The following is a 26,865-nucleotide window of genomic DNA, read 5'->3' on the forward strand; positions in this document are numbered from 1 at the left end:
GCCAGCGTGCAGCCAGTACCGTGCCCTTCGGCCTTGATGCGCGAATGGCTGAACCAGCGAGCACCACGCTTGCTCACCAGTACGTCGTGTACTTGCGACCCTGCAAGGTGTCCGCCTTTCAGCAGAACAGCGGCTGCGCCCAACTGATGCAGCTCCAGCGCGGCCTCAAGCAGACTGTCGCGGCTGTCCAGAGTGCGCCCCAGCAACTGTTCGGCCTCGGGAAGATTGGGTGTGAGCAGATCCGCGCGACCGACCAGATGTTGCCGGATCGCCGCCACCAGCCGGCCACGCGCAAGATTTGCACCGCTGGTGGCGACCAGAACCGGGTCGACAATGACTGGAACATGCCGGTGCCGGTCAAGCGATTCGGCGACACAACGGGCATTCGTGGCCGTCCCCAGCATGCCGATCTTGATCGCGGACACCGGAAAATCGTTCAGAACGGCGTCGATCTGGGCGCGAATGATACGCGCCGGGAGCATCTGCAAGTCATTGACTGCACAAGTGTTCTGGGCCGTGACGGCGGTGATTGCGCTGGTCCCGTGCACGCCGAAGGCGGCAAACGTGCGCAGGTCGGCCTGAATCCCCGCGCCCCCGCCCGAATCGGAGCCCGCGATGGTCAGTGCCACGGGGGGGTTGGATCGCTGCTCTGGCATGCCTGACCCTGTTGGTTTTACACAACATCATGGCCGGTTGGCCAGTCGCAGGATATTTCGATCCGCGCTTGAAAATTACTTGTGGAACCAAGCCACAGGGATGCGCATCCGATGATGTTGCGTGCTTGACCCGTTGTTGCTTTTACGCCAATATCCGAACTGAATTAGAACACACCTCCTTCCCCAACCGCAGCAACAGGGCAATGCAGCGGGCAAAAGCAGCAGCAGAAACAAGATTGATGGGAGTGCTCGGCATTGTGCTGACACTCCCGCTTTCCTTTTTGGCGAGTGCGGCAACTCCTTCAGGGATGCCGCAGCAGTCTTCTTTTGCCGTTTCCAGCAGCGAAACGGTGCCGCAGCGCTGGCGCAACTATGCCCTGTCCAGTATCACGCCCGGTTTCTCCTGGGCTCCCGCGCCGACGGTCGAGCCGCCGAGCGTGACCGACGCGAACGATATCGAAGCGCAGGTTGCGCTGGCCTTTGGTTCGACGAGCGGTCGGTCAGGCTCGAGTCTGAATCTTTCCGTGGCCGAAGTGCGGGTCGGGCAACGTGCCCACGCCTTGTCGAGCCCACAACTGGATGTCAGTTCACAAATACCGGGCGTCGGGCTTACCCGGACCGTAATCGCTCCATCCTGGGTTACGCGCTGGGGTGAACAGGGTCTGGTCGGTGTCACCGCCGTGCTCGCCTACCAGCGTTACGCATCGCTCGGAATGGGCGAGGCCTATCTCAACGAAGGAATGCCACTGTGGCCCGTGGTCCCGGGCGAGACATCCTACGGTGCGGGCTTGCGCGTAGACGTGGGCAATGCACTGGTCGACAAGCTGAGCTGGAATGCCAGCATCCAGTCGACCATCGACATGGATTCGCTGAATTCGCTTCGCGGTGTCTATTCGGATCCGGGCCAGTTCGATATTCCGGCCAGTGCCAGCCTGGGTCTGAGCTATGCCCTGTCGCCTGCGTTGAGTCTTGACGTCGGTGCGGAGCGTGTCATGTACAGTCAGGTGACCCCGTTCACGAGTCCGGCCTTGCCCCGTCACTTCCTGGCCTTGCTCGGAAGCGGCGCGAGCCCTGACTTCGCCTGGGAAGATCTGACCGTCTACTCGGCGGGATGGACTTTCGCCGATGCCCGCGCCGGCATTTTCGAATTGCGCTACACGACACGTCAGCAACCGCAACCGACCTCTGCGCTTCTGCGCACGGCGCTCGGCGTGGACACGGCTGACCACACGGTCGGGTTCGGCTATACGAAGATCACCGGGCCGCTCTCGAAATTCAGCGTGCAGGCCGTGTATTCCAGCGCTCCGTACTTCCTGGGCGTTCCGAGCTACCGGTCGAGCAATCGCTATACCGGCAGCCAGTTCGAATATGAGGCGGCCTGGACGATGCAGTTCTGAGCGATCGCTCGAACTCTCCCGTCGTTTCCGAAACAGAATCAGTAGCGGCTTCCGACCGGCGCAGCGCGCCGGGCAGATCTTCTTCGTTCCTGCCAGCCGCTTCGCGCAGACCAGCCGAGCAAGGCCAGGCCGGCTGCTGGGGCAACGCTGAACAAGTGGCGCAACCGTCACGACGTCTGTCTGCGCGCAGATCGCGGCGCGCTGACGCAGATGGACCGGCCGTCTCGGCAACTGCTCCTGCGTTGCTCTACCTCCTGCATCCATGCAGTCGCTTCAAGGCAGCGCAACAAGGAGCTGCGCGCAGACAGGCGCCGCCTGACCGATTGATTCTCTATTGAATCAGGTGGCTTTCAGAAGGCCCGCCAGCCGAACCGCGAGTCTTGCCAAGGCCACCAGCCTTCACTTCGCCTCGCAGCACGACTGGCAGACCTTCTGAATGCCATGACGATTGTGCCACTTGTTCAGCGTTGCCCTAAAGCACTTCCGAGGCGATGTCGGCCAGTCTTGAGCGCTCACCGCGACGCAGCGTCAGGTGTGCAGAGTGTTCCCAGTTCTTGAACCTGTCGACTGCATAAGTCAGGCCGGAAGTGGTTTCGGTCAGGTAAGGCGTATCGATCTGTTCGACGTTGCCGAGACACACGATCTTGGTTCCCGGGCCGGCTCGCGTAATCAGGGTCTTCATCTGCTTCGGCGTGAGGTTCTGTGCCTCGTCGACGATCACGTAACGATTGAGGAAGGTGCGCCCGCGCATGAAGTTCATCGCGCGAATCTTGATCCGCGACGCGAGCAGGTCGTTGGTCGCGGCACGGCCCCAGGCGCCACCTTCCTGCGGGGACGTCAGCACTTCAAGGTTGTCGGTCAAGGCGCCCATCCAGGGCGTCATCTTTTCCTCTTCGGTACCTGGCAGGAAACCGATGTCTTCGCCAACCGAGACCGTGGCACGAGTCATGATGATTTCCCGGTAGCGCTGCTGATCCATGACCTGCGCGAGTCCGGCTGCCAGGGCGAGCAGGGTCTTGCCCGTTCCGGCAGTGCCGAGCAGGCTGACAAAATCCACATCGGGATCCATCAAGGCATTCAGGGCGAAATTCTGTTCGCGATTGCGGGCCTGGATGCCCCAAACCGTATGTGAGCCATTGAAGTAGTCATCCACGATCTGCAGAATCGCCTTGCCATCGTTCAGCCCCAGCACGCGCAGTTCGATCTCGTTCTCGCCGGGCAGATACAGGAACTGGTGCGGATGCCAGTCCTCGTCTTCCGCCATCGATACTTCGTAATAGGTGTGGCCGCGTTCGGACCACGAGCGCAAGTCCGTATGACGGTCCCAGAAATCCTCCGGTAATTCGTTGTGACCGGCATAGAGCAGGCTGAAATCGTCGAGCGCGCGGTCGTTCTCGTAGTCTTCGGCGGTGATGCCTGCGATCGACGCCTTGATGCGCAGGTTGATGTCCTTGGTGACAAGGACGACGGGTACTTCCGGATGCGCTTCGCAAAGCGTCACGACCGAGGCCAGTATCAGGTTGTCGGGCAATCCGCGCTTCTTCCCGTGCCCGTTCCCGTTTTCCGAGGCCAGGGTCTGAAAATGGAGTCGACCGACCTTTGGGCTCTGGTCGAGTCGAAGGCCCTGGGGCAGGCGCAGGTCGAGGCCTTCGGCAATCTTTCGCCCGCTGTCGTTCTCGATCAGCTCGTTGATGAATCGACTGACCTGCCTGGCATTGCGCGATACCTCGGATTGCCCTTTTTTCGCCGCATCCAGCTCTTCTAGTACCGTCATCGGAATGAAGACATCGTGCTCCTCGAATCGGAACAGCGAGGTGGGGTCATGCATCAACACGTTGGTGTCGAGTACGTAAATGCGCTTGCCTCGAGTCATGCACGAGCCTCAATGGGAAATGGAAGGGTTGCGTGCCGGCTTCGACACGGAAATACATCGGGAAGAATGGTCGGCAGGCAGGTCACGCGGCAGCCAGTCGCTCCAGTACCGCCGCCGCGTGTCCGGGTACCTTGACGCCCCGCCACTCGGCGCGCAGGACACCATCAGGATCAATCAGGAAGGTACTGCGCACCACGCCGAGATGACGCTTTCCGTACAGCACCTTTTCGTGAATCACGTCAAAGGCCTTGCACCAGGCTTCGTCGACATCGGCGATCAGGTGAAATGGAAGTTCCTGCTTCTCGCGGAAGCGTGCGTGGGATGCTTCGGAGTCCCGCGAGACGCCAAGTATTTCGCAGTCCAGTTTCGCGAATTTCCTGTACAGCGAAGCAAAGTCGCGAGCCTCTGTCGTGCAGCCGGGGGTAGCGTCTCGAGGATAGAAATAGACCACCAGCCATTGGCCACGAAATGATTTCAGTTCAAGCGTATTGCCTTCATCGGTTTTTCCCTTGAGGGCAGGCACGCGCCTGTCGATCTTGATCGCTGTCTTTTCGCTCATTTGAGGTGGGTCAGCTCCTTCAGAATTTCATGGGGTCCATGATGGCATCGAGATTCAGTCCATCACAGAATTCGAGGAAGTCGTCGCGCAACGCGGCCAGGTGCATGGAATTTGGAATGCCGATGGTGATCTGGGCGGAAAACATGTCGGCACCCGTCTGCATGGCCCGGTAGCGGGTCGAGTGCAGCTGCTCGATACTGATATTGTGGTTGGCGAAGAATTCAGCCAGCTGGAAGAGGATGCCGGGCTTGTCTGCGGCGATCACTTCGACCACATAGGGCAGGAAGGTGACCTGCTGGGGCTTGGCGCTGGTACGGAAATGGGTCAGCCGCAATTCGCCGTCGCGATCAAGCTTGGCGAGTGCGTTCTCGAGTTTGGCGATGGCGTCCCACGAGCCCTGCGCGAGTACCTGGATGCTGAGTTCGGAGCCCAGCGCTGCAACGCGCGATTCGGCCACATTGCAACCGCAGTCGGTGACGCGCTTGCACAGCGCGAACAACGGGGAGTGTTCGAGATTGGCGAACACGCTGATCAACAAGTGATTGTCGTTCGCGGTAGGGCGTGGCGCGCGATCGCTCAAGATCTGCTTTCCTGCCTGCTTCACTGCTTCTTCGGCGCCATCAGGGTAACTGCATCAGGAGCATACTGGCCACTTCGTGGGGTAGCAAGGGAGCCTGGAATCAGGCCCGGGCGTCCTGTGGATTTGCGGATGGACTTCCACTGCGCTTCACCCTAACATCCCGGGATCAGCATGCGCTTTCACCCAACGCCTTGAATCTTTCCGGAAGCATCTGCGCTCTGGCCACGCCCTTCCATGCGGCCACTGAAGCGCTGGACCTTGACGCATTTGGCCGCCTTATCGAATTTCAGATCGGTGCGGGCACGCGTGGTCTCGTGGTTGCCGGATCTACCGGCGAAGGTGCGGCTCTGGAATCTGAGGAATTCTTCGAACTGGTCAAGTTCGCAGTGAATACCGTTGCCGGCCGCGTGCCGCTTCTGGCCGGATCCGGATTGCAGTCGACACGCAAGACGATTGCCCAGACCAGGCTGGCCGCCCGGGCCGGTGCCGATGCCGCCCTGGTTGTCACGCCGGCCTATGTGCGTCCGACTCAGGAAGGCCTTTATCGGCACTTTGGCGAAGTGGCCGATCAGGGCGGGCTGCCGGTCATGCTTTACAACGTGCCATCGCGTACCGGCTGCGACCTGTTGCCACAGACGGTTGCCAGGCTGCACGCGCAATCGGGCATCGTGGGAATCAAGGAAGCCCGACCGGAGGTCGAGCGCATGAGCGAATTGTTGGCGCTGAAGTCGGGCGAGTTCAGTATTCTCTCCGGCGATGACCCCAGCGCGGCACGCAGCATGCGAATGGGGGCCGATGGAGTCATTTCTGTCGTGGCCAACGTGGCCCCCGCGCAGATGCAGGAATTGTGCGACCTGGCCGGGAAGGGCGATGACGAAGCGCTTGCTCGGGCCGACAAGCGCCTCCACGGTCTGTATGATCTGGTCGGCGTCGAGCCCAATCCGATTCCGGTCAAATGGTGCCTGCAGCGCATGGGCTTCGGCTCCGAAGTCCTGCGATTGCCGCTGCTGGCCTTGAGCGCGGCGTATCATGCGCAAGCGGATCGTGTACTGGCCGACCTGGGTCTGGCTGTTGCGGCTTCATCCTGCGGATGAGCTGAAAAATTACAACGGAATCAAGAATGTGAAACGAAATCTGACCATCCTGATCGGCCTCGTCGCGATGCTGACACTTCTCAGCGGGTGCGCTTACATGCGCTCCAAATTTGGCAGCAAGAGCGAGGAATACAAGGTCGGCGCGCAGGTCAAGCCGCTTGAGGTGCCGTCAGATCTCGATGCCCCCAATAAGAGCGGGACACTTGTCATCCCGGAACCCAGCCCAAATGCGGCCACGGCGGCCGCCGATACCAGCGTGCCAACCGCCGTGATCACAACACAGGCAGCACCGCCACGCACCGCAGCGCCCAGCCTCGGTGGCGAAGGCATGAATGTTGCCGATACTCCGGCCAGTACCTTCAAGCGGGTCGGCCTTGCCCTGACGCGATCCGGCGTGGCCACGATCGAAAAGACCGACGAGAGCGCTCGAACCTACGAGGTACTGACCAACGGCAGTACCACGAAATCTCCCGGCTGGCTCAAGAAGACCGTTACGCTGGGCATGGCCGATGACAAGAAGATCCTGACCCCGGTCAGGCTGCGCATTCGCGTCAGCGGCAGTGGCAACGAGAGCCGGGTGACCATCGAGGGCACAACGTCCGAAGCTGCAACCAGCGCGGCACGCAACATTCTGGAGACGCTGGGGCAGCGCCTGAGCTGATCAGGCAGGATGGAACGTCAGCGCGCCGACCTTCGGGCCGTCGACGCTCAGCGCTCGAGCAGTCCCAGCTTGCCGGGCTTGCCTTCCCACTCCTTGGCATCGTCCGGCGCGTCCTTGCGTTCCGTCAGCACGGGCCAGATCGCCGAAAGATCGGCGTTCAGCTGGATAAAGGCCTCCTGGCCTGCCGGAACGTCATCTTCGGGGTAAATGGCGGTGATCGGACACTCGGGTTCGCAGAGCGTGCAATCAATGCACTCCTCGGGATCGATAACCAGGAAATTGGGGCCTTCGTGAAAGCAATCGACCGGGCAGACTTCGACGCAGTCGGTGTACTTGCACTTGATGCAGTTCTCGGTGACAACGAAAGGCATGGATGAGGCCGTTATTTCTTGGATCGCGGTCCGGAATGGCCGCTTCCTGGTTTCCGATGCCCCGTGGCAGGACCGGTTTGGCGCTCCCTACGAGGTTCGAACTCGTGTTCCCGCCTTGAGAGGGCGGTGTCCTGGACCACTAGACGAAGGGAGCGGTGTTTGGGACAACCGCACGGGGCGCGTAGTATAACCATTTCCCTGGAGTCTGGAAGGCGCGAATATTCGGGCTGCGATTGCGCTCTCATCCATGAGTTGCACCTCTTGGAGGGTGCGCATGGTGGTTCCATGCAAGTCCGACAAGAGCCGCAACTCAAGGCAATGGCACAATCGCGCCATGCACAGTTTCCACCGCCCAGACCCTGCCACCCACCCATGCCCGGCGACGCCTTTGAACTCGAATGTGACCACGGAATGAATCAGACTGCATCGGCTGCGCCTGAGACTGATTCCAGCGTAAAAAATCTTGTACCGCGCATCATTCCGCGAGCCGAACACGGCATCTCGCGCAAGAATATTTCCAACGGCGCGCTGCGGGTCCTCTACCGTTTGCATGAGGCCGGCTACAAGGCCTTCCTGGTGGGTGGCGCGGTTCGCGACCTGCTTCTGGGCGGACACCCCAAGGATTTCGACATCGCCACCGATGCGACCCCGGAACAGACGCGAGCGCTGTTTCGCAACTGTCGGCTGATCGGCCGCCGCTTCAGACTCGCCCATGTCGTGTTCGGGCGCGAGATTGTCGAGGTGGCGACCTTTCGCGGCATTGGTGAAGCCGGTGACAGCGACCGCCACGTCGTTGACGGGCGCATCGTGCGTGACAACGTCTACGGCAGCATCGAGGAAGACGCGATACGCCGTGATTTCACTGTCAATGCGCTGTACTACGACATCTCGGACTTCAGTGTGCGTGACTATGTCGGCGGCATCGCCGACCTGCAACACCGCACCATGCGCCTGATTGGTGATCCTGTGCAGCGCTACCGCGAGGATCCCGTACGCATGCTGCGCGCGGCGCGACTGGCGGCGAAACTTGAATTCAGCCTGGCCGAGGAAACCGAAGCGCCGATTGGCGAACTGGCTGGATTGCTGGCCGATGTGGCTCCAGCCCGCCTGTTTGACGAATCGCTGAAGCTGTTTCTTTCGGGCCACGGTCTCGAGAGCCTGCGCCGCCTGCATCACCTCGGGCTGCTGGGCGAGCTGTTTCCGGCAACAGCCAGGGCCCTGGCCGGACCCCGAAGCGCCGAGTTCGGACGCCTGCTTGGCTATACCTTCACCAGCACCGACGAACGCATTCGCAGCGACAAGCCGGTGACCCCGGCGTTTCTTTTCGCTGCGATGCTCTGGGAGCCGGTCCGAAGCCTCGCCGAGCGCCTTGTGCAAGAGGGCTCGGATGCGGGCGCAGCGTGGCAGATGGCAGTTGATCGTGTCGTGCATCAGCAAGCGGTCCGCGTCGCCATTCCGAAACGCTTCGTCATGGCCATGGAAGAAATCTGGTCGCTGCAACCGCGTTTCGAACAGCGCCAGAGAAAGCGTGTCCTGCGCCTGCTGGCACATCCCAAGTTTCGTGCGGCCTATGACTTCCTGGTGATCCGCTCCCATGATGAACCGGAGCTCCGCGAGCAGGTGGAATGGTGGACCGAAGCGCAGGAACTGGACGCGAAGCAGCTGTCGGAACAACTGCAGTCGACCACGGCAGCGTCGGCCATGGGTGAGCCGGCCAGGAAGCGCAAGCGAACGCGTCGGCGCAAGCGCAAGAATCCGGGCGCACAGGATGGGCCGGGGGCGGACGCGGAAACAGTCCTCGAGTGAGCGCGGTTCTTGCGTATGTGGGGCTGGGCAGCAACCAGAACGAGCCGCGTCGTCAAATCGCGAGTGCCCTCGACGCACTGGGCCAGATTCGCGACACGCGCCTGCTGCGCCGGTCGAGTTTCTACAGCAGCAGACCCTGGGGCATGCTCGAGCAACCGGACTTCCTCAATGCGGTTGCCGAGCTTGAGACGACACTCGGTGCGGCCGAATTGCTGGATGAATTGCTGATGGTGGAGCGCAGAGCCGGACGTCAACGCGACTCGACGCGCTGGGGCCCGCGCATCATTGATCTGGATCTTCTTCTATACGGTTCGCTGCAAATACGCGAAAAGGGCATCGAAGTGCCGCATCCACACATCCTCGAGCGCTCGTTTGTGGTTCTTCCGCTGGCAGAGCTTGCATACGACCTGATCGTGCCCGGACGGGGTTCGATTGCAGACGCGGTTGCGACCTTCGATCCGGAAAGCTGCCAGCGTCTTGCCGAAGGCCCCTGATTGCACAGTGGCGCCGGCACGCGTGATTTCATGCAATCTCGCCAAGGGTTCGGGTTAGGATAGAGGGCTTGTTGTCTTCGTCCACTCAGAACCGCAAGCCATGTACGCAAACCAGGCCAACACGCCAGAACGCGCAGCCATTACGGTCCCTGTTCTCAGGCAGCGCAAATCGGCTGGCGACAAAATTGTTTCCCTGACCTGCTATGACGCGAGTTTTGCCGCGCATCTGGAGTCGGCGGGGGTTGACGTCGTCCTGGTCGGCGACTCGCTCGGCATGGTCGTGCAGGGGCTCTCCAGCACCTTGCCTGTCACGCTGGATCAGATGGTCTACCACTGCGCCGCCGTAGCACGCGGATTGCGCTCGCCCCTGCTCATTGCCGACATGCCCTTCATGAGCTATCGGGATGTGCCGACGGCACTGGCCACGGCGACGCGCCTGCTTGCGGAGGGCGGCGCCGCCATGGTCAAACTCGAAGGCGGCGAATGGGTGACCGGAATCGTGCGCGCACTGGCCGAACGCGATGTTCCGGTCTGCGCACATATCGGCCTGACCCCGCAATCGGTGCACAAGCTGGGTGGCTATCGCGTGCAGGGCAAGCAACCCGCCGATGCAGAGCGCCTGCTGGCCGAAGCCGGTGCGCTGGCCGAAGCGGGCGCCGATTTGCTGGTGCTGGAGTGCGTGCCGGCCGAGCTGGCCTCGAAAATCACGAATGAAATTGCGATTCCCACCATCGGCATCGGTGCCGGTGTGGGCTGCGATGGTCAGGTGCTGGTGCTTTACGACATGCTCGGGATCACGCCCGGGCGACGACCGCGATTCAGCAAGGACTTCCTGCGCGGCCACGATTCCATCGACGCCGCGCTGGCGGCTTACGTCAATGCCGTGCGTCGGTCGGAATTCCCCGGTGTCGAACACTCCTTCTAGCCCGGACTGGCCATGGAAAACACTGGCCCTCTCCGGTCTCTCGAATCCGCACGCGTTTTCGCTCGCTCGCCGTTGGTGTCTGCGATGCGCTCGAGCGCGAAACTGTGTGCGAACCCGATATCTTGCGCAATCACCGCGCGCATTCGCGAATAGGCCGGGCCGGGCATCCCATGCAAGTCATTCGTGAAATCGACCAGCTGCGCGACCTGATTGGCAACGAACGCCGTCTGGGAAAGCGGATCGGTTTCGTGCCGACCATGGGGAATCTGCATGAAGGTCACTACTCCCTGCTGTCGATCGCGCGCGAACACGCGGAACTGACCGTCGCCAGCATTTTCGTGAATCCGACCCAGTTCGGGGTCGGAGAGGATTTCTCCCGCTATCCGCGAACGCCGGAGGAGGATCGGGCCGGTTTGTCCGGGAAAGGATGCGATGTCCTGTATCTGCCGGAGCAGGAGGCCATTTATCCGTTCGGATTGGAACGCGCAGTGAAAATCTGTGTGCCTGAATTGGGCGACATGCTTGAAGGTGCAAAACGTCCCGGCCATTTCGACGGAGTGGCAACGGTCGTGGCCCGCCTGTTCAACCTCGTTCAACCGGATCTGGCGGTCTTCGGCAACAAGGACTACCAGCAGCTGCTGGTGGTCAGGCGAATGACCCGGGATCTTGGCTTTCCGGTCCGGATCATCGGTGCGCCAATCATTCGCGAAGCCAATGGTCTGGCCATGAGTTCCCGCAACCAGTATCTGGACGGTCAGCAGCGTGAAACGGCCGGAGTCATCCACTCAACCCTGCAGCGCATGTGCGAGCGGGCAGTGGCAGGCATTGAGACGCTGGCACAAATAGAGGCCGATGCGTCTGCGAGTCTTTCCTCGGCAGGCCTGAGTCCTGACTATGCCCTGTTTCGTCGCGCTGAAGATCTCGGAGCGCCCTCGGACCGGCGCGGCGAGGATCTGGTCGCACTGATCGCGGCACGTCTGGGCCCGGTGCGACTGCTCGACAACCAGGTTCTCAGGCGCTGAATTGCCGGCTCCAATCCGGCGCATGCAGCGACCTGCTTTTCTTGTGTGACGGATATGGCACTTCGCAACAGTCTGTGGTACCGTTACAACCGTCCTCGGGGTTTTTGCAACGTTCTAGTTGCAACCTCGTGGCCACCAGGGCGCATTGCAGGTAATCGTCACTCCAATTGAACCCTCGCGCGAAACCGCTGCGAGGGTTTTTTTTCGCCTGGTTTTCGCAGGGGATTTACGCGTTATTCGACAATATTGCTCTTACTATCAATAACTTGAATCAATTTCCCGATCGAGCACTGCTTGCCGCCCGGAAGCCACTCGCCGCGGATGGGAACCTGGCCGCCTGGCGATACAGGCCGAACCTGCTCCCTGTATGTTGTGTTTGTGCAACAAGAGTTGGAGGCGCGACCCGCTCCAGGTGTAGCCGCTCAGCCTGTGCGGAATCGTGTCCGGGCGCAGGGCTCAGCTTGGGGGGCGTTTTCCGGCCTGCTCCTGCAGCGCCCAGAGCACATGTTCGCGGACCATTTCATCCGGATGTTGCCGGCGGGCGGCGAGGGCATCCGTCGCCTCTACGGACCACGGCGCGTTGCCGAGGGCAACGGCGATATTGCGCAGCCAGCCCGAGTGCCCCGTGCGTCGGATCGCCGACCCTTCGGTGCGCTTGAGGAATTCCTCTTCGCTCCAGCCAAACAACTCGACCAGGCGGCTGTCATCGAGGTCATGGCGCACGGCAAAGTCCGCTTCCGGACTGCGTTTGGAAAACTTGTTCCAGGGACAAATGAGCTGACAGTCGTCGCAACCGAAAATGCGATTGCCCATGGGGCGCCGCAGCTCCAGCGGAATCGAACCGCGCAACTCGATGGTCAGATAGGAAATGCAGCGTCGTGCATCAACCTGATAGGGACCGGTAATGGCCTGGGTTGGACAGATATCGATGCAACGCCTGCAGGTGCCGCAATGCTCCTTCGCGGGCTCGTCCAGGGGTAGCGGAAGGTCGGTATACAGCTCGCCGAGAAAAAACCACGAGCCGGCATCCTTGTTGATCAGGCAGGTGTGCTTGCCTATCCAGCCCAGGCCGGCGTCGCGGGCCAGGGCGCGTTCGAGCACGGGCGCCGAATCGACAAAGGCGCGATAGCCGAATGGACCGACCATGCCGGTTATCCGGTCCGCCAGCTTCTGCAGGCGATTCCGCATCAGCTTGTGGTAATCGCGCCCCATTGCATAGCGCGCGACATAGGCACTGTCCGGGTCGGCGAGCACCTCCCAGCCATCGCGCGCAGACGAGGGCAGGTAGTCCATCCGAACCGAAATCACGCGCAGGGTGCCGGGCACAAGCTCGGCTGGCCGGCTGCGCTTGCTGCCGTGGCTCTGCATGTAGTCCATTTCGCCGTGATGTCCCGCGTCGAGCCAGTTGAGCAGGTGGGTTTCATCGGCGCCCAGGTCGACGCCGGCAACGCCGAGCTGCTGGAAGCCCAGTTCGCGGGCCCATTCCTGCAACCGCGATGACAGTCTGGAATAGTCGATGGCTGGCATGGGCGAATGGCACTCGCTCGCGTTGTTTCCGGCTCCCTAGCATAGGGGTTCGGCGATTGCCGCGCTGTGCTCCGTATAATCCCGGGCATGCAAACAGGCAATCCTTCGATCGCGCTATTTTCCGTAGAACAGGTGCGCCGTCTCGACCGGATGGCGATCAGCGACCTTGGCGTTGCCGGAGCGGAATTGATGCGGCGTGCAGCAACGGCGGCCTTCGCCTGCCTGCAAGAACGCTGGCCGGATGCGCGCAGTGTCGTGGTGATTGCCGGCAATGGCAACAACGGTGGGGATGCGTTTCTGCTTGCCAGCCTGGCGCGTCAGGCGGGCATGTCGGTGACAGTGATCGCACTGGGCGACAGATCCAGCGGTGATGCAGCAACGGCGCGGGAATCCTGGCTTGCTTCAGGCGGAGAGGTCGTACTGGCGACCGCGAATGCCCGTATTCCTGTTGCCGATCTGCTCGTGGACGGCCTGTTCGGCACGGGACTGAGTCGCGCTCCGACCGGCCCTGCGGCTGACCTGATTGAACAAATGGAGCGCTTTCCCGGGCCCCGCCTGGCCCTCGACGTGCCTTCCGGCCTGGATGCCGACCGCGGCACGGCGCCAGGAATCGCCATGCATGCCGACGCGACGATCAGCTTCGTGGGCTGGAAGCGGGGCCTGTTCTGCGCGGACGGACCCGACTACTGTGGTGCCGTCGAATTGGCCACGCTCGAACTGCCCGGCAGCCTTTACCAGCGAATGCCAGCGGATGCCGAATTGCTCGACGAGCATTGCGTCGAGATTCCCGGAGCACGCAGGCGCAATGTAAACAAGGGTAATTTCGGACATGTGCTCGTCATCGGTGGCGATCGCAGCATGGCCGGCGCCGTGCGTCTGGCCGGAGAGGCGGCGCTGCGCGCTGGGGCGGGCCTGGTCAGCGTGGCGACGCGCGCCGAAAACGCCGTCTCGATCAATGCCGCGCGCCCGGAAATCATGGTGCACGGAGTGGACGGGCCGCAGTCGATCGCGCTCCTGCTGAATCGCGCCAGTGTCGTAGCCCTGGGTCCGGGCCTCGGTCAGACCTCCTGGGCCCACGCCTTGTGGGATGGCGCGTTGCGCGCAGGCAAACCGTTGGTGCTGGATGCGGACGGGCTCAATCTTCTCGCCGCGAAGCCACAACCGCTACCGCAAGCCTCGGTGCTGACACCGCATCCTGGTGAAGCGGCGCGGTTGCTGGGATGTGAGGTGAAAACGATTCAGTCGGATCGCTTTTCTGCCGTTCGCGAGCTCGCCGCACGCTACTCGGCTGTCGTTGTCCTGAAGGGGGCGGGCAGCCTGGTCGCCGACCCCGATGGTCAGGTTTCACTGTGTCCTTTCGGCAATCCCGGCATGGCCAGTGCGGGTATGGGCGATGTTCTCACCGGCGTGCTTGCAGGATTGCTGGCCCAGGGACTTGGACTCCGCGATGCGGCCCGGATCGGAGTGGTCGCGCATGCATTGGCTGGCGATCGTGCCGCAGGCGACTGCCCGCGAGGTCTGCTGGCCAGCGATCTGTTCGCGCCTTTGCGTGCCTGCCTGAACGGCGCATCGTCGTGAGCGCCTCGATGCGATGGAACCATCTCGACGAAGAACAGCTTGTCCAGTTGGCGCACAAGCTTGCCTCTGCAATCGGCAAGGGTGGGGTTGTTTTTCTGGATGGGGATCTGGGTGCAGGCAAGACGACTTTCGCGCGGGCGCTGCTTTCTGCGCTCGGTGTGGGCGAACGCATCAAGAGCCCGACCTACAGTCTGCTCGAGAGCTATGAAGCAGGCGATTTGCGCGCCCATCATCTGGATCTGTACCGGATCGCCGATGCCGAAGAGCTGGAATGGCTGGGGCTCTCCGACCTGTTGCAGGGAGACATGCTGATGCTGGTCGAATGGCCGCAACGCGCTCTTGCCGGGTTGCCGGCTCCGGATCTGCTGCTGCAGCTGCGGCACGCCGGTGCGGTGCGCGATGTTGAAATGAAGTCGTGTTCCGGGCGTGGCGACAGCTGGCTTGCCGCGCTTGCGTCGAATCGGTCCCTGGCCCCTGCCGATACTTGATGTTCATGTTAGGAACATCTCGCATATCGTGGATTTACAAAGGAAAAGACTTGAAATTCGTGGCCGTTTTGGGATTGAATGCAACCCCATGGACGTCCGCGCGCCAACACTGACCTGGTTTGCAGTTGCCTGTGCCTTGCTCCTGGCGGCCCTGCCGTCGGCTCACGCCGCCGAGATAAAGGCCTTGCGCATCTGGGCCGGGCCGGAATACACGCGCGCGGTGTTCGACGTTTCCGGTCCTCTCGAATACCGGATATTTGATCTCAGCGGGCCGGATCGCCTCGTTCTCGATATCGATTCCAGTTCCTTTTCTGCCGGATACGAGGCAGCGGAAGCGGCCGGATTGCTCAAGGCCGTGCGCAGCGGCAAGCAGGGCAAATCGGATCTGCGCGTCGTGTTCGATCTGGATGAAGGCGTTCGTCCGAAGAGTTTCCTGCTTCCTCCCGCCGAAAAATTCGGTTACCGACTGGTCCTTGACCTCTACCCGAAAACTCGGGTCGAGCCGGTCAAGACGGTCGAAGCCGTGCTGCCTCCCGGAACGTCGCGAAACGTGATCGTGACCATCGACGCCGGACACGGCGGCGAAGATCCCGGCTCCATCGGAGCGACGGGCAGTCGCGAGAAAGTGATCACCCTGGCCGTGGCGCGCGAACTCAAGCGCGTGATCGACAGCGAACCCGGCATGACCGCGATCCTGACCCGCGATGGGGACTACTTCATTCCGCACAAGCAGCGTTACCAGAAGGCGCGTGACGCCAAGGCCGACCTGTTCATTTCGGTGCATGCCGACGCCTTCACCAAGAGTTCCGCGCGCGGCAGTTCGGTCTGGGTCCTGTCGCCGCGAGGTGCAACCAGCGAGGCTGCGCGATGGCTGGCGGACAGCGAGAACCGCGCGGATCTGGTGGGCGGCGTGTCGCTGGATTCACGCGATGACACGCTCGCTGCGGTGCTGCTTGATCTCTCCCAGGGGGCGACGATGGAAGCCAGCAACGCCGTGGCCCATCAGGTCCATGCGGCCATGCGTCGGGTCGGTCCCACGCACAAGGATCATGTCGAGAGGGCCAATTTCGTGGTCCTGCGATCGCCCGACGTGCCATCGATCCTGGTCGAGACCGCCTTCATTTCGAACCCGGCAGAGGAGCGCCGGCTCAACGATCCGGCGGAACGGACCAAGCTTGCCGAGGCCATCCTCGATGGTGTGCGCAACTACTTCCGCTCGACGCCACCGCCGGGTACCTGGTTCGCGCTTGAGGAGAATCGTGCAAAGGCCAGTCGTCACGTGGTTTCTCGTGGCGAATCCCTGAGCATCATTGCAGCCAGGCACGGTACCTCGGTGGCAGCGCTGCGCAGCGTCAACAAGCTGAGCCGCGACCAGCTTCACGTTGGCGATGTGCTCGAAATCCCGCAGGGCTGACCCGGCCTGACAAGGTGTGCCCGATTTTGATCCGCTATGATCAGGGTCTCGCCCCGAGCTCTGGTTCCGCATGCCACGCATTCATCCCTTGCCCCCCGAGCTGGTCAACCAGATCGCGGCCGGTGAAGTCATCGAACGACCGGCATCGGTTGTCAAGGAGCTGGTCGAGAACAGCCTGGATGCCGGCGCGAAGCGCATCGAGATCGATATCGAGGAAGGCGGTGCCAGACTGATCCGTATCCGGGATGATGGCGTCGGCATCGATGGCGACGACTTGCAGCTGGCGGTTTCCGCGCACGCCACCAGCAAGATCTCCAGCTTCGAGGATCTTGAAAGCGTCGCCACCCTGGGTTTTCGCGGCGAGGCTCTGCCTTCGATCGCGTCGGTATCGCGCTTTGCCCTGACCTCGAGAACTGCCGAGGCAGAAACCGCTTTCCGAATCGAAGTGGATGGAGGCAAGCCGCAGCCCCGGCGTCCGGCCCAGCACTCGATCGGCTCCTGCATCGAGGTGCGCGACCTGTTCTACAACATTCCCGCGCGACGCAAGTTCCTCCGCGCGGAGCGCACCGAGTTCAATCACATCGACGACCTGGTCAAGTCGATTGCGCTTGCCAACGCCGGTGTCGAATTTCGCCTCGGCAACAACGGCAAGATCGTGCGTCTGTACAAGCCGCTCAGGAACAGCGGCGAAGCGGCGCGTCGCGTTGCGGACGTGCTCGGCGAGGAATTCGTCTCCAACAGTCTTCGCGTCGAACATGCCGGCGCGGGCATGAGTCTGACCGGTTGGGTAGGGTTGCCAACGGCTTCGAGATCGCAGGCTGACCAGCAATATTTCCACGTCAATGGACGCCTCGTGCGCGATCGTGTCGTCAGCCACGCCGTGCGTCAGGCCTACGCCGATGTGCTGTTCCATGGGCGCCATCCGGCCTTCGTTCTTTTCCTCGAAATGGATCCGAAGGGCGTTGACGTCAACGTGCACCCGGCCAAGAGCGAAGTGCGTTTTCGCGAATCCAGACTCATCCATGATTTCCTCTACCGCAGTCTTCACGAGGCGCTGGCGGACGCACGCGCCGGCTCGACGCTGCCCGCCGAAAGCACTCGCACGGGCGCACAGCAGGATATGACCGCCCCATTTCCGCTCCGACACCAGTCGGGCCTGAGGCTGGGCGTTGGCGAACCGCTGGCAGACTATGCCGCCGTGCTCGGCCGTCAATCGGAACCCGGCCATGGATTGGCTGATGCGAGTCAGGATGCGTCCCGTCCGGCACCGCAAGAGGCCGTCACTGACATTCCTCCACTGGGTTTCGCCATCGCACAATTGCATGGTGTCTTTGTGCTGGCCCAGAACGCTCAGGGTCTGATCCTGGTCGACATGCATGCGGCGCATGAGCGCATCACCTATGAACGGCTCAAGCGGGCTCAGCAAGGCGAGGGCATCCGCTCGCAGATGCTGCTGGTGCCGTTGTCGATCGCAGTCAGCGAGCGCGAAGCCGGCATCATCGAAGAACAGGCCGCGCGCTTCAATGAGCTGGGCTTCGAGATCAGCCGCAGCGGTCCGCAGGCCATCACCGTGCGCAAGGTGCCGAATCTGCTCGCCGCCGGTGATGTCACCCGACTCGTCCGCGACGTGATCGCTGACCTCGCCACCCATGGTTCTTCGCGCAGGGTCGAGGAAGCCGGCAACGAGCTGCTGTCGACGATGGCCTGTCACGGCTCGGTCCGCGCCAACCGGCGCTTGAGTTTGCCGGAAATGGACGCACTCCTGCGTGAGATGGAAGCCACCGAGCGATCCGGGCAGTGCAATCACGGCCGGCCCACCTGGGTGCAATTGACCATGCAGGAGCTGGACCGCCTGTTTCTGCGCGGACGCTGATCAAACCGAAAACTCAAGGGAACCTTCCATGTTGCTGACCCCACTGCTACTCGCCGCGAGCCTTTCCGGAGCCGAGCTTGTCTCGGCTCACGCCAGGGATCCCTACGTGGTCGAAATCGAGAAATGGCGCGCACAACGCGTTGAGCGCCTGACCGCGCCAACGGGCTGGCTATCCCTGGTCGGGCTGGACTGGCTCAAACCGGGGATCAGCACGATTGGCAGTGCCGACGACAATGACATCGTCATCGCCAGCGCGCCCGAGCACCTGGGTCAGATCGAGTGGAAAGACGATGTGGTGAGCGTGACATTGAAGCCTGATTCCGCCGCGACAATCGACGGCAAGGCCGCTACCAGTGCGATCCTGCTCGATGATTCGCATGAAAAGCCGACTACGGTGGCTTTTGGCACTACACGCTTTTACCTGATCGATCGCGCTGGCGGAAAAAAGGGCCTGCGCATCAAGGACAGCGAGGCCGAAACGCGCACGCATTTTGTGGGTATCGACTATTACCCGATCGATCCGGGCTGGCGCATCGAGGCCAGATGGATCGCATTCGATCCGCCGCAGACTATGGAAATTCCCAATGTGCTCGGCACCATCGACAGGAATACGGTTCTCGGCAAGGCCGTATTCGAACGCGACGGAGAAACTTTCGAACTGTTGCCGGTTCTGGAAACCGATGATGCGACCGAACTGTTCTATATCATCTCCGACAAGACCAGCGGCAAGGAGACCTACGGCGCGGGACGTTTCTTCTATTCGGACATGCCGAAAGACGGCAAGGTCGTGCTGGATTTCAACAAGGCCTACAACCCGCCCTGTGCATTCACGCCTTTTTCCACCTGCCCGCTGCCGCCGCCTGAAAACAGGTTGAAATTCGCAGTCACCGCCGGCGAGAAAAAGTATCGCGGTGCCGGGCACTGAGCAGGCAGGAATGGCGCGGCGTCAACTGCTGGACAGTCGCGCCGCGCAGGCTTTCAGGTTCCCTTGAAATCAGGCTTGCGCTTTTCCAGAAATGCGGCCGTGCCTTCGCGCATGTCATCCGTCGAAAAGCGCAATGCGAACGTCTTGCTCTCGAACTCCATGCCTTCGGCTGACGGGCATTCACCTCCGACGAGGATTGCATCGAGAATGCCGGCGAGGGCCTGCGGGGCGGACGCGGCCAGCTGATCGGCCAGCTCATTCACGTCCTTGTCCAGCGAGTCGATCGCGACGACCCGGTTGAGCAGGCCCAGATGCTCGGCGCGCGTCGCATTGACTGGCTGGCCGAGCAGGCAGAGTTCAAGCGCGGCTGCGCGTCCGGCCAGTCGCAACACGCGCTGGGTGCCTCCGAATCCGGGAAGCAACCCCAGCGTGACCTCCGGCAGTCCGAGTCTGGCCTTCTCGCTGCCGATGCGCAGATGGCAGCACATGGCCAGTTCGAGACCGCCCCCAAGCGCGAAGCCCTGGATGCGCGCGATGACCGGTTTGCCGAGCAATTCGATGGTGCGCATCATGGACTGACCGGCGCGCGAGAATGCCAGAGCCTCCATCGGTGACAGCGACTGCAATTCTGCGATGTCGGCACCTGCGACGAACGCCTTTTCACCGGCGCCGGCAAGAATGATCGCGCGCACCGAGTTGTCGTCGCGCGCCTCATCGAAGGCAGCGTGAAGTTCGGCAATGGTGGCCCGATTGAGCGCGTTGAGCTTTTCCGGACGGTTGATGGTCAGGGTGCGGACCGGGCCCCGATCGGTGCAGAGAAGATTCTGGTAGTTCATGGAAATCCGGTTCGCTGTCGTTCACATTGGGGCGGAAATGATAGCAGTGCCCGGGGTACGGGCTTTACTTCGGCCAGGAGCCGCCGCATTCGCGATATTCCTGCCAAGCCATTGATTGGAATCGCCCCTTTTGCGGCGCTGAAGAGCTTCCGCCAGGGCGGAATGCAGCGGCTGAAGGCCACATTTCGAACTTTCGGCGGCCTGCGGACTCTGTGGAGAGTGTTGTGCACGCGCCAATTGGAGCGCCGGCCCCGCTCAGGTACACTGATCGGCCTTTTTTGGCTGCCCGGGCCTGTTCCCGGTTTGGCACGGCACGTTCACGGTTTCGGATTCTCACTGGAGGCAGCATGAAATTTGGTTTGTCACTCGCCCTGGCGGCGTTGTTTGCGACAGGTAGCGCAGTAGCCCAGGACGTTACGTCCGAGAAGGGCAAGCTTTCGTATTCTCTGGGTTTCCAGATCGGCAAGGACTTCACCGATCGCGGAATCGCCATTGATATCAATACGGTCATCAAGGCCATGCAGGACGGTTACGCCAAGCGCAACCCGAGCGTATCGGAAGAGCAGATGCGCGAAACCCTCTCGGCATTCCAGACCAAGCTGATGGCCGAGGCCAAGGCCGAGTACGACAAGGTTGCCGGCGCCAACAAGGCCAAGAGCGATCAGTTCCTGGCACAGAACAAGACCAAGAAGGGCATTGTTACGCTGCCTTCCGGCCTGCAGTACCGCGTCATCGAGGATGGAACCGGCAAGCGAGTCGGGCCGACCAGCGAAGTGACCGTGCACTACCGTGGATCGCTGGCCAGCGGTCTCGAGTTCGACAGCTCCTTTGCGCGTGGCGAGCCGGTCAAGTTCAAGGTCAATGAAGTGATCAAGGGCTGGCAGGAATCGCTGTCGCGGATGAAGGTTGGCGACAACTGGCAGATCTTCGTGCCGGCGGACCTGGCTTATGGCGAGCGCGGCCAGCCGCCACGCATCGGCCCGAACGAGGCTCTGGTCTTCGATATCAAGGTTATCGATTCGAACTGATCGACCGGCTTCACCTGCTCGAGAGCGCCGCGGTCTTCCGCGGCGTTTTCTTTTTCACGAGTCTCATAGGTAGTCGCGCATCTCTTCAACGGCGCGTTCCATGTCGAGCTTGATGCGGTTGATGATGCGCATGGCCGGCTCGGCGCTTGCGTCGTCCGCGCCGGTTCCGGCTACGCTGGCCTGGCCGCGGCTGACCAGTTCGGCATCGTCGTCGGCGACAAACTGGGCCAGATAGACAAATCCCTGACGCAATCCCTCCTTGACTTCGGGGTGGTCGGGACCCAACTCCCTGAGCAACGTGAAGATGGCGAAGCGGATCGATTCTCTTGTGTGGGGCAGCAGGCTTTCCGGCAATCCATAGACACCGGGTTCGACCAGCGACAAGACCTTGCCATAGTCGCTCACTACCTTTGTCGCCATTCCAAGCATGCCTTGCACCATACGGACGATCCGTTGCTAATGTAACAGCAGGCTTCGGCTTCACGACAACCTTGAAGAGCGTATGCAGATCGAATTTCCCCAACCGGTTCTCAGTCCGTGCATCGGCATCTGCCAGCTGGACGACCGCGGATTGTGTGTCGGTTGCTTGCGAAGCGGTGACGAGATCGCCCGTTGGCTGGGCATGAGCGCCACAGAGCGCGAACACCTGATGGACAACGTGTTGCCACAGCGTCAGTCCGGGCAGACGTGAGCGAGCATGTCGACATCCAGCGATTGCGCCGCGCCGTGCGCCCGCTGCAGGACATTCCCCAGCCACCGGGTTGGAACGCCAACGAGTTCCCCGAGCTGTGGACCGAGAATACGCGTCTGCGGCAAGCAGCCGTTCTTCTGCCGGTGGTCTGCCGTGCGAATCAACTGAGCATGCTGTTCACGAGGCGCAATGAGGATCTCCGGCATCACGCCGGCCAGGTGAGCTTTCCGGGCGGCGCAGTGGAGCCGTCGGACACGGACGCCATCGCCGCGGCCCTGCGCGAGACGCAGGAGGAGACCGGCATCACTCCGGAATTCATCGAGCCATTCGGCTATCTGGATTGTCTCGACACGATTTCCGGTTTCTGCGTATCGCCGGTCGTTGCGGTCGTCAGCGATGGATTCCGGCTGGCACCGGATCCCGGTGAAGTCGCAGAAGTGTTCGAAGTTCCTTTGGACTTCATTCTTGAGCCTGGCCGCATGCGGCGGTCGGAAGTCGTCTGGCGCGGTCGAGGCCGCGAGATATACGAGTTCGATTACAGCGGCAAGCGAATCTGGGGAGCCACCGCAGCTATCCTGCAGAATCTGCTGCGCCGCCTGGAGGCCACGCGATGAGCGCCGGAACCCTGATCTCAGCCGAACATCTTGCCGCTCGGATCCCTGCGGACAACGTGCTGATCCTGGATTGTCGCTGGGAACTCGGCGATCCGGACAGCGGCCGTCGTGCCCATGAACAAGGTCATATTCCCGGCGCCATCCACGTCAATCTGGATACCGAGTTGTCTGATCTCTCGCGCCAGGGAATGGGTCGCCACCCATTGCCATCCGCCACCGACTTCGCGAACGTCCTGTCGAAATGGGGCTGGCAACCGGGCCGGCACGTCGTCGCTTACGACAATGCCGGGGGCGCGCTGGCTGCAGCGCGTCTGTGGTGGATGCTGCGCCTGGTAGGGTCCGATGTCTGCCGGGTACTCGACGGTGGATATTCCGCGTGGCAACGAAGCGGCCTGCCTGTCGCCACCGATATCGCGGATATCACGCCACGCAGGGTTTCAGTGGTCTTCGATGAGGACAAGGTGGTGGGCTATGACGCCTTGCAGCGGGGCCTGGCCGATGCGTCCATTTGCCTGGTGGACGCACGTGGAGGCCCTCGCTATCGCGGCGAAACCGAGCCACTGGATCGTCTGCCGGGCCACGTGCCCGGGGCGGTCAACCGCCCGTTCGCCGACAATCTCGATGACGACGGTTGCTTCAGGTCGCCTGACCGGCTGGCCAGGGAGTTTCTTGCGCTGATCGGAACTCACCCGGCGGAATCGGTCGTGCACATGTGCGGATCGGGGGTCACCGCCTGCCACAACCTGCTGGCGATGGAACATGCCGGATTGCACGGATCGCGCGTGTTTGCACCCTCCTGGAGCGGCTGGATCAGCGATCCGGCCAGGCCGGTCCGGACCGGGGCGGAGCCATGACGGGCGGCAGCGTTCCAGGCGCTCGGGTTCGAATGCCGGAATCTGTGCCGCAAACTGTCATCGGTTTGCCCCTATACTGCCGCTGCGCCTGCTTCGGCGTGAGCCCCGAGACGAGGTTGATTGCCCCTTGAGTACATCAGATACACGAGTCCGGCCGCGCCGGGCGGGAAACACGACTGCAGCAAAGAAATCCGCACCTGCCCCGCGCAAGACATCGGCCACGAAGGATTCTGCGCGCTTGCCCGCCAAGTCTCCGGCCAAGGCCATGGAGCCTGCCAGGAAGCGAGTCACCAAGCCGGCCGCGGCAAGAAAAGCGGTCGCCAAGCCCGCTGCGAAGGCGGCTGCCAAGGCGACGCGCAAACGGGTCAAGCCCGATCTGGAAAAAGACGTCTACCAGCAGCTTCACAAGGCCGTTGCCACGGCGCTCGATGACCTCAAGGCACGCGACACGCATGAAATAGACGTGCGTGGAAAGACGTCCGTGACCGACCTGATTGTCGTCACAAGCGGTACCTCGACCCGGCACGTGAAGTCGATTGCCGATGAGGTCGTGCGCGCGGCGAAGAAAATCGGATTGCCGCCGATCGGTGTTGAAGGACAGCGCGAAGCCGAATGGGTGCTGGTCGACCTGGGCGACATCGTCGTCCATGTGATGTTGCCGCGGACACGAGAATTCTACGGCCTGGAGCGTTTGTGGACTGTCGGCGACGATGAGCATCCTGAAACGCTGACCGGCTAGCCGGGGCGATTCATGCGGGGCATTGCGCCAGTGGGATATCAAGGGTCGGCGGCCCGGTCGATCGGGTCTCTGCAGGCAGCCAGGATCGGCATCGCATGCGTACGCGCCTGATATCGGTTGGCGAACGCATGCCCTCCTGGGTCTCGGAGGGATTCTCCGAATACGCCAAGCGCCTTTCGCGTGACCTTCCGCTGGAACTGATCGAGATTCCGCTGGGAAATCGCGGAAAGAGTCGCGATCCCGTACGTGCCAGGGCAGATGAGGGAAACGCTGTTCTGGCTGCCGTGGGCAGCGACGTCCACGTGGTTGCCCTGGATGGTCACGGCAAACCCTGGTCCAGCGAACAACTGGCGGAGAGCCTCGCAGCCTGGCGCATGCATGGGCGTGATCTGGCCATCCTGATTGGTGGGCCGGATGGCCACGCCAGCGAGGTGACGGCACGGGCCAACCAGAGCTGGTCTCTGGGCCCATTGACGCTGCCGCACATGCTGGTGCGCCTGATCGTGATCGAGCAGCTTTACCGGGCCAGCACGATTCTGGCCGGTCATCCTTACCATCGTTCCTGAGGCGAGAGGTACGATTCGCAGTCACTTCAATGATGACGTCGCCTAGATGCCGCGAGCATGGGCAATGCTCGCAGGTTCGACTGACCAGGGGTATTCAAGTCATGCTGTTTCTCGCCTCAAAATCACCGCGCCGTCGCCAACTGCTGGAGCAGATCGGCATCCGATTCGACATCGTGGATGTCGACGTGCCCGAAGTGCGCGCGGAGGGCGAGCCCGATGTCGACTACGTCAGCAGGGTCGCGAGAGAAAAGGCCGGTGCCGGACTGCTGCAGGTCGTGGCGGTTCCCGGAGCCATCGTCATGGGGGCGGATACCGAAGTCGAACTGGACGGCGAGATCTTTGGCAAGCCGGCCGACGCGGCCGATGCTGCAGCGATGCTGGGCCGCCTGGCCGGGCGCACGCATCGTGTCATCAGCGTTGTCTGGTGCATCGATGCGGGCAGGGAGGACCACGTCACTTCGATATCGGAAGTCAGCTTGGCCGCAATGGACAGGGCCAGCATCGATGCCTATGTGGCAACTGGCGAAGCCTTTGGCAAGGCCGGGGCCTATGCGATACAGGGCCGCGCGGCGGCCTTTGTCAGTCATCTGAGCGGAAGCCATTCCGGGGTCATGGGTCTGCCATTGCATGAGACCTCGCTGCTGCTGGGACGCTTCGGGCAGGGCGCAGAGTCGCGGGCTCACTGATTCATTCGACAAGGCCGGTCCGCGCCAGCTATAAAACACTTCAATTACTGGTGCTAACATCTTGTCGTGAGCGAAGAAATCCTGATCAATGTAACCCCGCGCGAGACCCGAGTGGCACTGGTCGAGAACGGCATGCTGCAGGAAGTCCACATCGAGCGGGCCAGTCGGCGTGGCTATGTCGGCAACGTCTACAAGGGCAAGGTCAGCCGGGTGATGCCCGGCATGCAGGCGGCATTTGTCGAGATTGGGCTCGATCGGGCCGCATTCCTGCATGCATCCGACATCATTCGTCCAAACTCCAATCTGCTCGGCGAAAACGGAGAAACGGCGTCGACGCCAACACCTCCGATCAATGAATTGCTGCGTGACGGACAGGAAATCGTCGTCCAGGTGGTCAAGGATCCCATCGGCACCAAGGGCGCCCGACTGACGACGCACCTGTCGATACCGTCGAGATATCTGGTCCTGCTTCCCTACAGCACCGTGCTCGGTGTATCCGTCCGCATCGAGGACGAAACCGAACGCATGCGGCTGAAGGAAATCCTGGCCGAGTCGATCGGCGAGAATCCACTCGGTTATATCGTTCGCACCAATGCGGAAGGCCAGACTCGCGAAGCGCTGGCTGAAGACATTGATTACCTCGGCAAGCTATGGGCGTCACTGCAGCAACGCATGGCGCAGGCGCGAATAGGAACCCGGGTCTACGAGGATCTTCCGCTGGCTTTGCGCTCATTGCGGGATCTGATGCGGCCATCGATCGAAAAGGTGCGCGTCGATTCGCGAGAAACGCTGGATCGCGCCATCGAATTCACCAGCCAGTTCATGCCCGACCTGGCAGAACGCATCGAGCACTATCCGGGCGAGCGGCCGGTATTCGACCTGTACGGCATCGAGGATGAAATCCAGCGCGCGCTGAAGAAGGACGTGCCACTCAAGTCCGGCGGCTACCTGATCGTCGACCAGACCGAGGCGATGACCACCATCGACGTCAACACGGGCAGCTACCTGGGCACGCGCAACCTCGAGGAAACCGTGTACCGGACCAACCTCGAGGCAGCGCAATCGGCGGCCCGGCATCTGCGCCTGCGCAATCTCGGTGGCATCATCATCATCGACTTCATCGACATGATCGACGAAGAACACAAGCGCCAGGTCATACGACAACTGGAAAAATCGCTGGCCCGCGACCACGCCAAGACAACGGTCTACGAAATGTCGCCGCTGGGCCTTGTCGAGATGACCCGCAAGCGAACCACCGAAAGTCTTGAGCGCCAGCTGTGCGAGCCGTGTCCGGGATGCGGGGGGCGCGGCTCGATCAAGACAGCCGAGACGGTGACCTACGAAATCTTCCGCGAGATCACCCGCGCCGTGCGCCAGTTCGACGCCGAGAAACTTCTGGTTCTGGCGGCGCCTGATGTAGTCGCACGCATTCTTGACGAGGATTCGACTGCCGTTGCCGAGCTCGAGGAATTCATCGGCAAGACCATTCGCTTCCAGCCCGAGGAGCACTATTCGCAGGAGCAGTTCGATGTGGTGCTGCTCTGAGCATCTGACCTGGCCGATCAATCAGTCGGCATCCTTGTTCCTTTGTCGTGCCGCGCATCGTTC

The 26,865-nt window shown here is 61.8% G+C and carries 26 protein-coding genes, 1 tRNA gene and 1 pseudogene; 19 read left to right on the top strand and 9 right to left on the bottom strand.

The features are described from left to right. Positions 1-629: bifunctional hydroxymethylpyrimidine kinase/phosphomethylpyrimidine kinase (gene thiD / locus R3F00_RS06660; RefSeq protein ID WP_371280973.1), on the bottom strand; the 629-nt coding region annotated here is incomplete at its 3' end. Positions 630-1,006: 377 nt separating this feature from the next. Here thiD and R3F00_RS06665 point away from each other — a divergent pair. Next, positions 1,007-2,053 carry a hypothetical protein gene (locus R3F00_RS06665; RefSeq protein WP_371280974.1) on the top strand — a complete coding sequence of 349 codons (1,047 nt, stop codon included), beginning with the start codon at positions 1,007-1,009 and terminating at the stop codon, positions 2,051-2,053. Between the two features lie 472 nt (positions 2,054-2,525). Here the strand turns inward: R3F00_RS06665 and R3F00_RS06670 are convergent, their stop codons facing one another. From R3F00_RS06670 to R3F00_RS06680, 3 genes are all read right to left on the bottom strand, one after another. After that, a complete protein-coding gene (locus R3F00_RS06670; protein ID WP_371280975.1) occupies positions 2,526-3,926 on the bottom strand; it encodes a PhoH family protein in 1,401 nt (466 codons plus the stop codon). A gap of 82 nt (positions 3,927-4,008) precedes the next feature. After that, positions 4,009-4,485: a peroxiredoxin gene (locus R3F00_RS06675; protein WP_371280976.1), complete on the bottom strand. Its 477-nt coding sequence runs from the start codon at positions 4,483-4,485 to the stop codon at positions 4,009-4,011. A gap of 19 nt (positions 4,486-4,504) precedes the next feature. Then, positions 4,505-5,065 (bottom strand): glycine cleavage system protein R, encoded by a 561-nt coding sequence (locus tag R3F00_RS06680; protein WP_371280977.1) that lies wholly within the window; start codon positions 5,063-5,065, stop codon positions 4,505-4,507. Positions 5,066-5,256: 191 nt separating this feature from the next. Here R3F00_RS06680 and dapA point away from each other — a divergent pair, with 191 nt between their 5' ends. Next, on the top strand, positions 5,257-6,159 hold the full coding sequence (gene dapA / locus R3F00_RS06685) for a 4-hydroxy-tetrahydrodipicolinate synthase (protein ID WP_371280978.1): 903 nt from the start codon (positions 5,257-5,259) through the stop codon (positions 6,157-6,159). A gap of 28 nt (positions 6,160-6,187) precedes the next feature. Continuing rightward, positions 6,188-6,820, top strand: coding sequence for a hypothetical protein (locus R3F00_RS06690; RefSeq protein ID WP_371280979.1), 633 nt, complete (start codon positions 6,188-6,190; stop codon positions 6,818-6,820). A 47-nt stretch (positions 6,821-6,867) separates the two neighbouring features. On the opposite strand, the gene fdxA is transcribed toward R3F00_RS06690, so the two are convergent. Then, positions 6,868-7,191: a ferredoxin FdxA gene (fdxA, locus tag R3F00_RS06695; protein WP_371280980.1), complete on the bottom strand. Its 324-nt coding sequence runs from the start codon at positions 7,189-7,191 to the stop codon at positions 6,868-6,870. A 78-nt stretch (positions 7,192-7,269) separates the two neighbouring features. Continuing rightward, positions 7,270-7,345 (bottom strand) — tRNA-Glu (locus R3F00_RS06700). 257 nt (positions 7,346-7,602) lie between these two features. On the opposite strand from R3F00_RS06700, the gene pcnB reads away from it, so the two are divergent. From pcnB to panC, 4 genes are all read left to right on the top strand, one after another. After that, on the top strand, positions 7,603-8,997 hold the full coding sequence (gene pcnB, locus R3F00_RS06705) for a polynucleotide adenylyltransferase PcnB (RefSeq protein ID WP_371280981.1): 1,395 nt from the start codon (positions 7,603-7,605) through the stop codon (positions 8,995-8,997). Beyond that, positions 8,994-9,491, top strand: coding sequence for a 2-amino-4-hydroxy-6-hydroxymethyldihydropteridine diphosphokinase (gene folK, locus R3F00_RS06710; protein WP_371280982.1), 498 nt, complete (start codon positions 8,994-8,996; stop codon positions 9,489-9,491). The genes pcnB and folK overlap by 4 nt, the downstream gene beginning before the upstream one ends. Before the next feature lie 100 nt (positions 9,492-9,591). Further along, positions 9,592-10,416, top strand: a complete 825-nt coding sequence (gene panB / locus R3F00_RS06715) for a 3-methyl-2-oxobutanoate hydroxymethyltransferase (protein WP_371280983.1) — start codon at positions 9,592-9,594, stop codon at positions 10,414-10,416. 170 nt (positions 10,417-10,586) lie between these two features. Further along, on the top strand, positions 10,587-11,438 hold the full coding sequence (gene panC, locus R3F00_RS06720; RefSeq protein ID WP_371280984.1) for a pantoate--beta-alanine ligase: 852 nt from the start codon (positions 10,587-10,589) through the stop codon (positions 11,436-11,438). 456 nt (positions 11,439-11,894) lie between these two features. Here panC and queG read toward each other — a convergent pair whose 3' ends face one another. Next, the gene (gene queG / locus R3F00_RS06725; protein WP_371280985.1) at positions 11,895-12,965 is read right to left on the bottom strand and encodes a tRNA epoxyqueuosine(34) reductase QueG; all 1,071 of its coding nucleotides are present in this window, start codon (positions 12,963-12,965) and stop codon (positions 11,895-11,897) included. 66 nt (positions 12,966-13,031) lie between these two features. On the opposite strand from queG, the gene R3F00_RS06730 reads away from it, so the two are divergent. The 5 genes from R3F00_RS06730 to R3F00_RS06750 all read left to right on the top strand — a co-directional run bounded on the left by R3F00_RS06730 (position 13,032) and on the right by R3F00_RS06750 (position 19,243). Further along, a complete protein-coding gene (locus tag R3F00_RS06730; RefSeq protein ID WP_371280987.1) occupies positions 13,032-14,543 on the top strand; it encodes an NAD(P)H-hydrate dehydratase in 1,512 nt (503 codons plus the stop codon). Further along, complete coding sequence (tsaE, locus tag R3F00_RS06735; protein WP_371280990.1) at positions 14,540-15,031, top strand: tRNA (adenosine(37)-N6)-threonylcarbamoyltransferase complex ATPase subunit type 1 TsaE; 492 nt, start codon at positions 14,540-14,542, stop codon at positions 15,029-15,031. Before R3F00_RS06730 ends, tsaE begins: the two co-directional genes overlap by 4 nt. An 88-nt stretch (positions 15,032-15,119) precedes the next feature. Further along, positions 15,120-16,445 (top strand): N-acetylmuramoyl-L-alanine amidase, encoded by a 1,326-nt coding sequence (locus tag R3F00_RS06740; RefSeq protein WP_371280992.1) that lies wholly within the window; start codon positions 15,120-15,122, stop codon positions 16,443-16,445. A gap of 70 nt (positions 16,446-16,515) precedes the next feature. Then, positions 16,516-18,318: a DNA mismatch repair endonuclease MutL gene (gene mutL / locus R3F00_RS06745; RefSeq protein WP_371280994.1), complete on the top strand. Its 1,803-nt coding sequence runs from the start codon at positions 16,516-16,518 to the stop codon at positions 18,316-18,318. A gap of 28 nt (positions 18,319-18,346) precedes the next feature. Continuing rightward, the gene (locus tag R3F00_RS06750; RefSeq protein ID WP_371280995.1) at positions 18,347-19,243 is read left to right on the top strand and encodes a DUF1684 domain-containing protein; all 897 of its coding nucleotides are present in this window, start codon (positions 18,347-18,349) and stop codon (positions 19,241-19,243) included. Positions 19,244-19,296: 53 nt separating this feature from the next. On the opposite strand, the gene R3F00_RS06755 is transcribed toward R3F00_RS06750, so the two are convergent. After that, positions 19,297-20,079 (bottom strand): enoyl-CoA hydratase/isomerase family protein, encoded by a 783-nt coding sequence (locus R3F00_RS06755; protein ID WP_371280996.1) that lies wholly within the window; start codon positions 20,077-20,079, stop codon positions 19,297-19,299. 347 nt (positions 20,080-20,426) lie between these two features. On the opposite strand from R3F00_RS06755, the gene R3F00_RS06760 reads away from it, so the two are divergent. Then, positions 20,427-21,107 carry an FKBP-type peptidyl-prolyl cis-trans isomerase N-terminal domain-containing protein gene (locus R3F00_RS06760; RefSeq protein ID WP_371280997.1) on the top strand — a complete coding sequence of 227 codons (681 nt, stop codon included), beginning with the start codon at positions 20,427-20,429 and terminating at the stop codon, positions 21,105-21,107. Positions 21,108-21,170: 63 nt separating this feature from the next. Here the strand turns inward: R3F00_RS06760 and R3F00_RS06765 are convergent, their stop codons facing one another. Further along, the gene (locus R3F00_RS06765) at positions 21,171-21,527 is read right to left on the bottom strand and encodes a hypothetical protein (protein WP_371280998.1); all 357 of its coding nucleotides are present in this window, start codon (positions 21,525-21,527) and stop codon (positions 21,171-21,173) included. 82 nt (positions 21,528-21,609) lie between these two features. Here R3F00_RS06765 and R3F00_RS06770 point away from each other — a divergent pair. The 6 genes and pseudogenes from R3F00_RS06770 (at position 21,610) to rng (ending at position 26,802) form a co-directional block, all read left to right on the top strand. Beyond that, positions 21,610-22,412: pseudogene (locus R3F00_RS06770) on the top strand (CoA pyrophosphatase). Beyond that, complete coding sequence (locus R3F00_RS06775) at positions 22,409-23,266, top strand: sulfurtransferase (RefSeq protein ID WP_371280999.1); 858 nt, start codon at positions 22,409-22,411, stop codon at positions 23,264-23,266. The pseudogene R3F00_RS06770 and the gene R3F00_RS06775 overlap by 4 nt, the downstream one beginning before the upstream one ends. 376 nt (positions 23,267-23,642) lie before the next feature. Continuing rightward, complete coding sequence (gene rsfS / locus R3F00_RS06780; protein WP_371281175.1) at positions 23,643-24,005, top strand: ribosome silencing factor; 363 nt, start codon at positions 23,643-23,645, stop codon at positions 24,003-24,005. A gap of 95 nt (positions 24,006-24,100) precedes the next feature. Continuing rightward, entirely contained in the window at positions 24,101-24,571 is a 471-nt protein-coding gene (gene rlmH, locus R3F00_RS06785) for a 23S rRNA (pseudouridine(1915)-N(3))-methyltransferase RlmH (RefSeq protein ID WP_371281000.1), read from the top strand. Positions 24,572-24,672: 101 nt separating this feature from the next. Continuing rightward, positions 24,673-25,257 (top strand): nucleoside triphosphate pyrophosphatase, encoded by a 585-nt coding sequence (locus R3F00_RS06790; RefSeq protein WP_371281001.1) that lies wholly within the window; start codon positions 24,673-24,675, stop codon positions 25,255-25,257. 66 nt (positions 25,258-25,323) lie between these two features. After that, positions 25,324-26,802 carry a ribonuclease G gene (gene rng, locus R3F00_RS06795; RefSeq protein WP_371281002.1) on the top strand — a complete coding sequence of 493 codons (1,479 nt, stop codon included), beginning with the start codon at positions 25,324-25,326 and terminating at the stop codon, positions 26,800-26,802. Positions 26,803-26,865: the final 63 nt, after the last annotated feature.

The sequence above is a fragment of the Dokdonella sp. genome, assembly GCF_041395345.1.
Lineage (GTDB): Bacteria > Pseudomonadota > Gammaproteobacteria > Xanthomonadales > Rhodanobacteraceae > Dokdonella.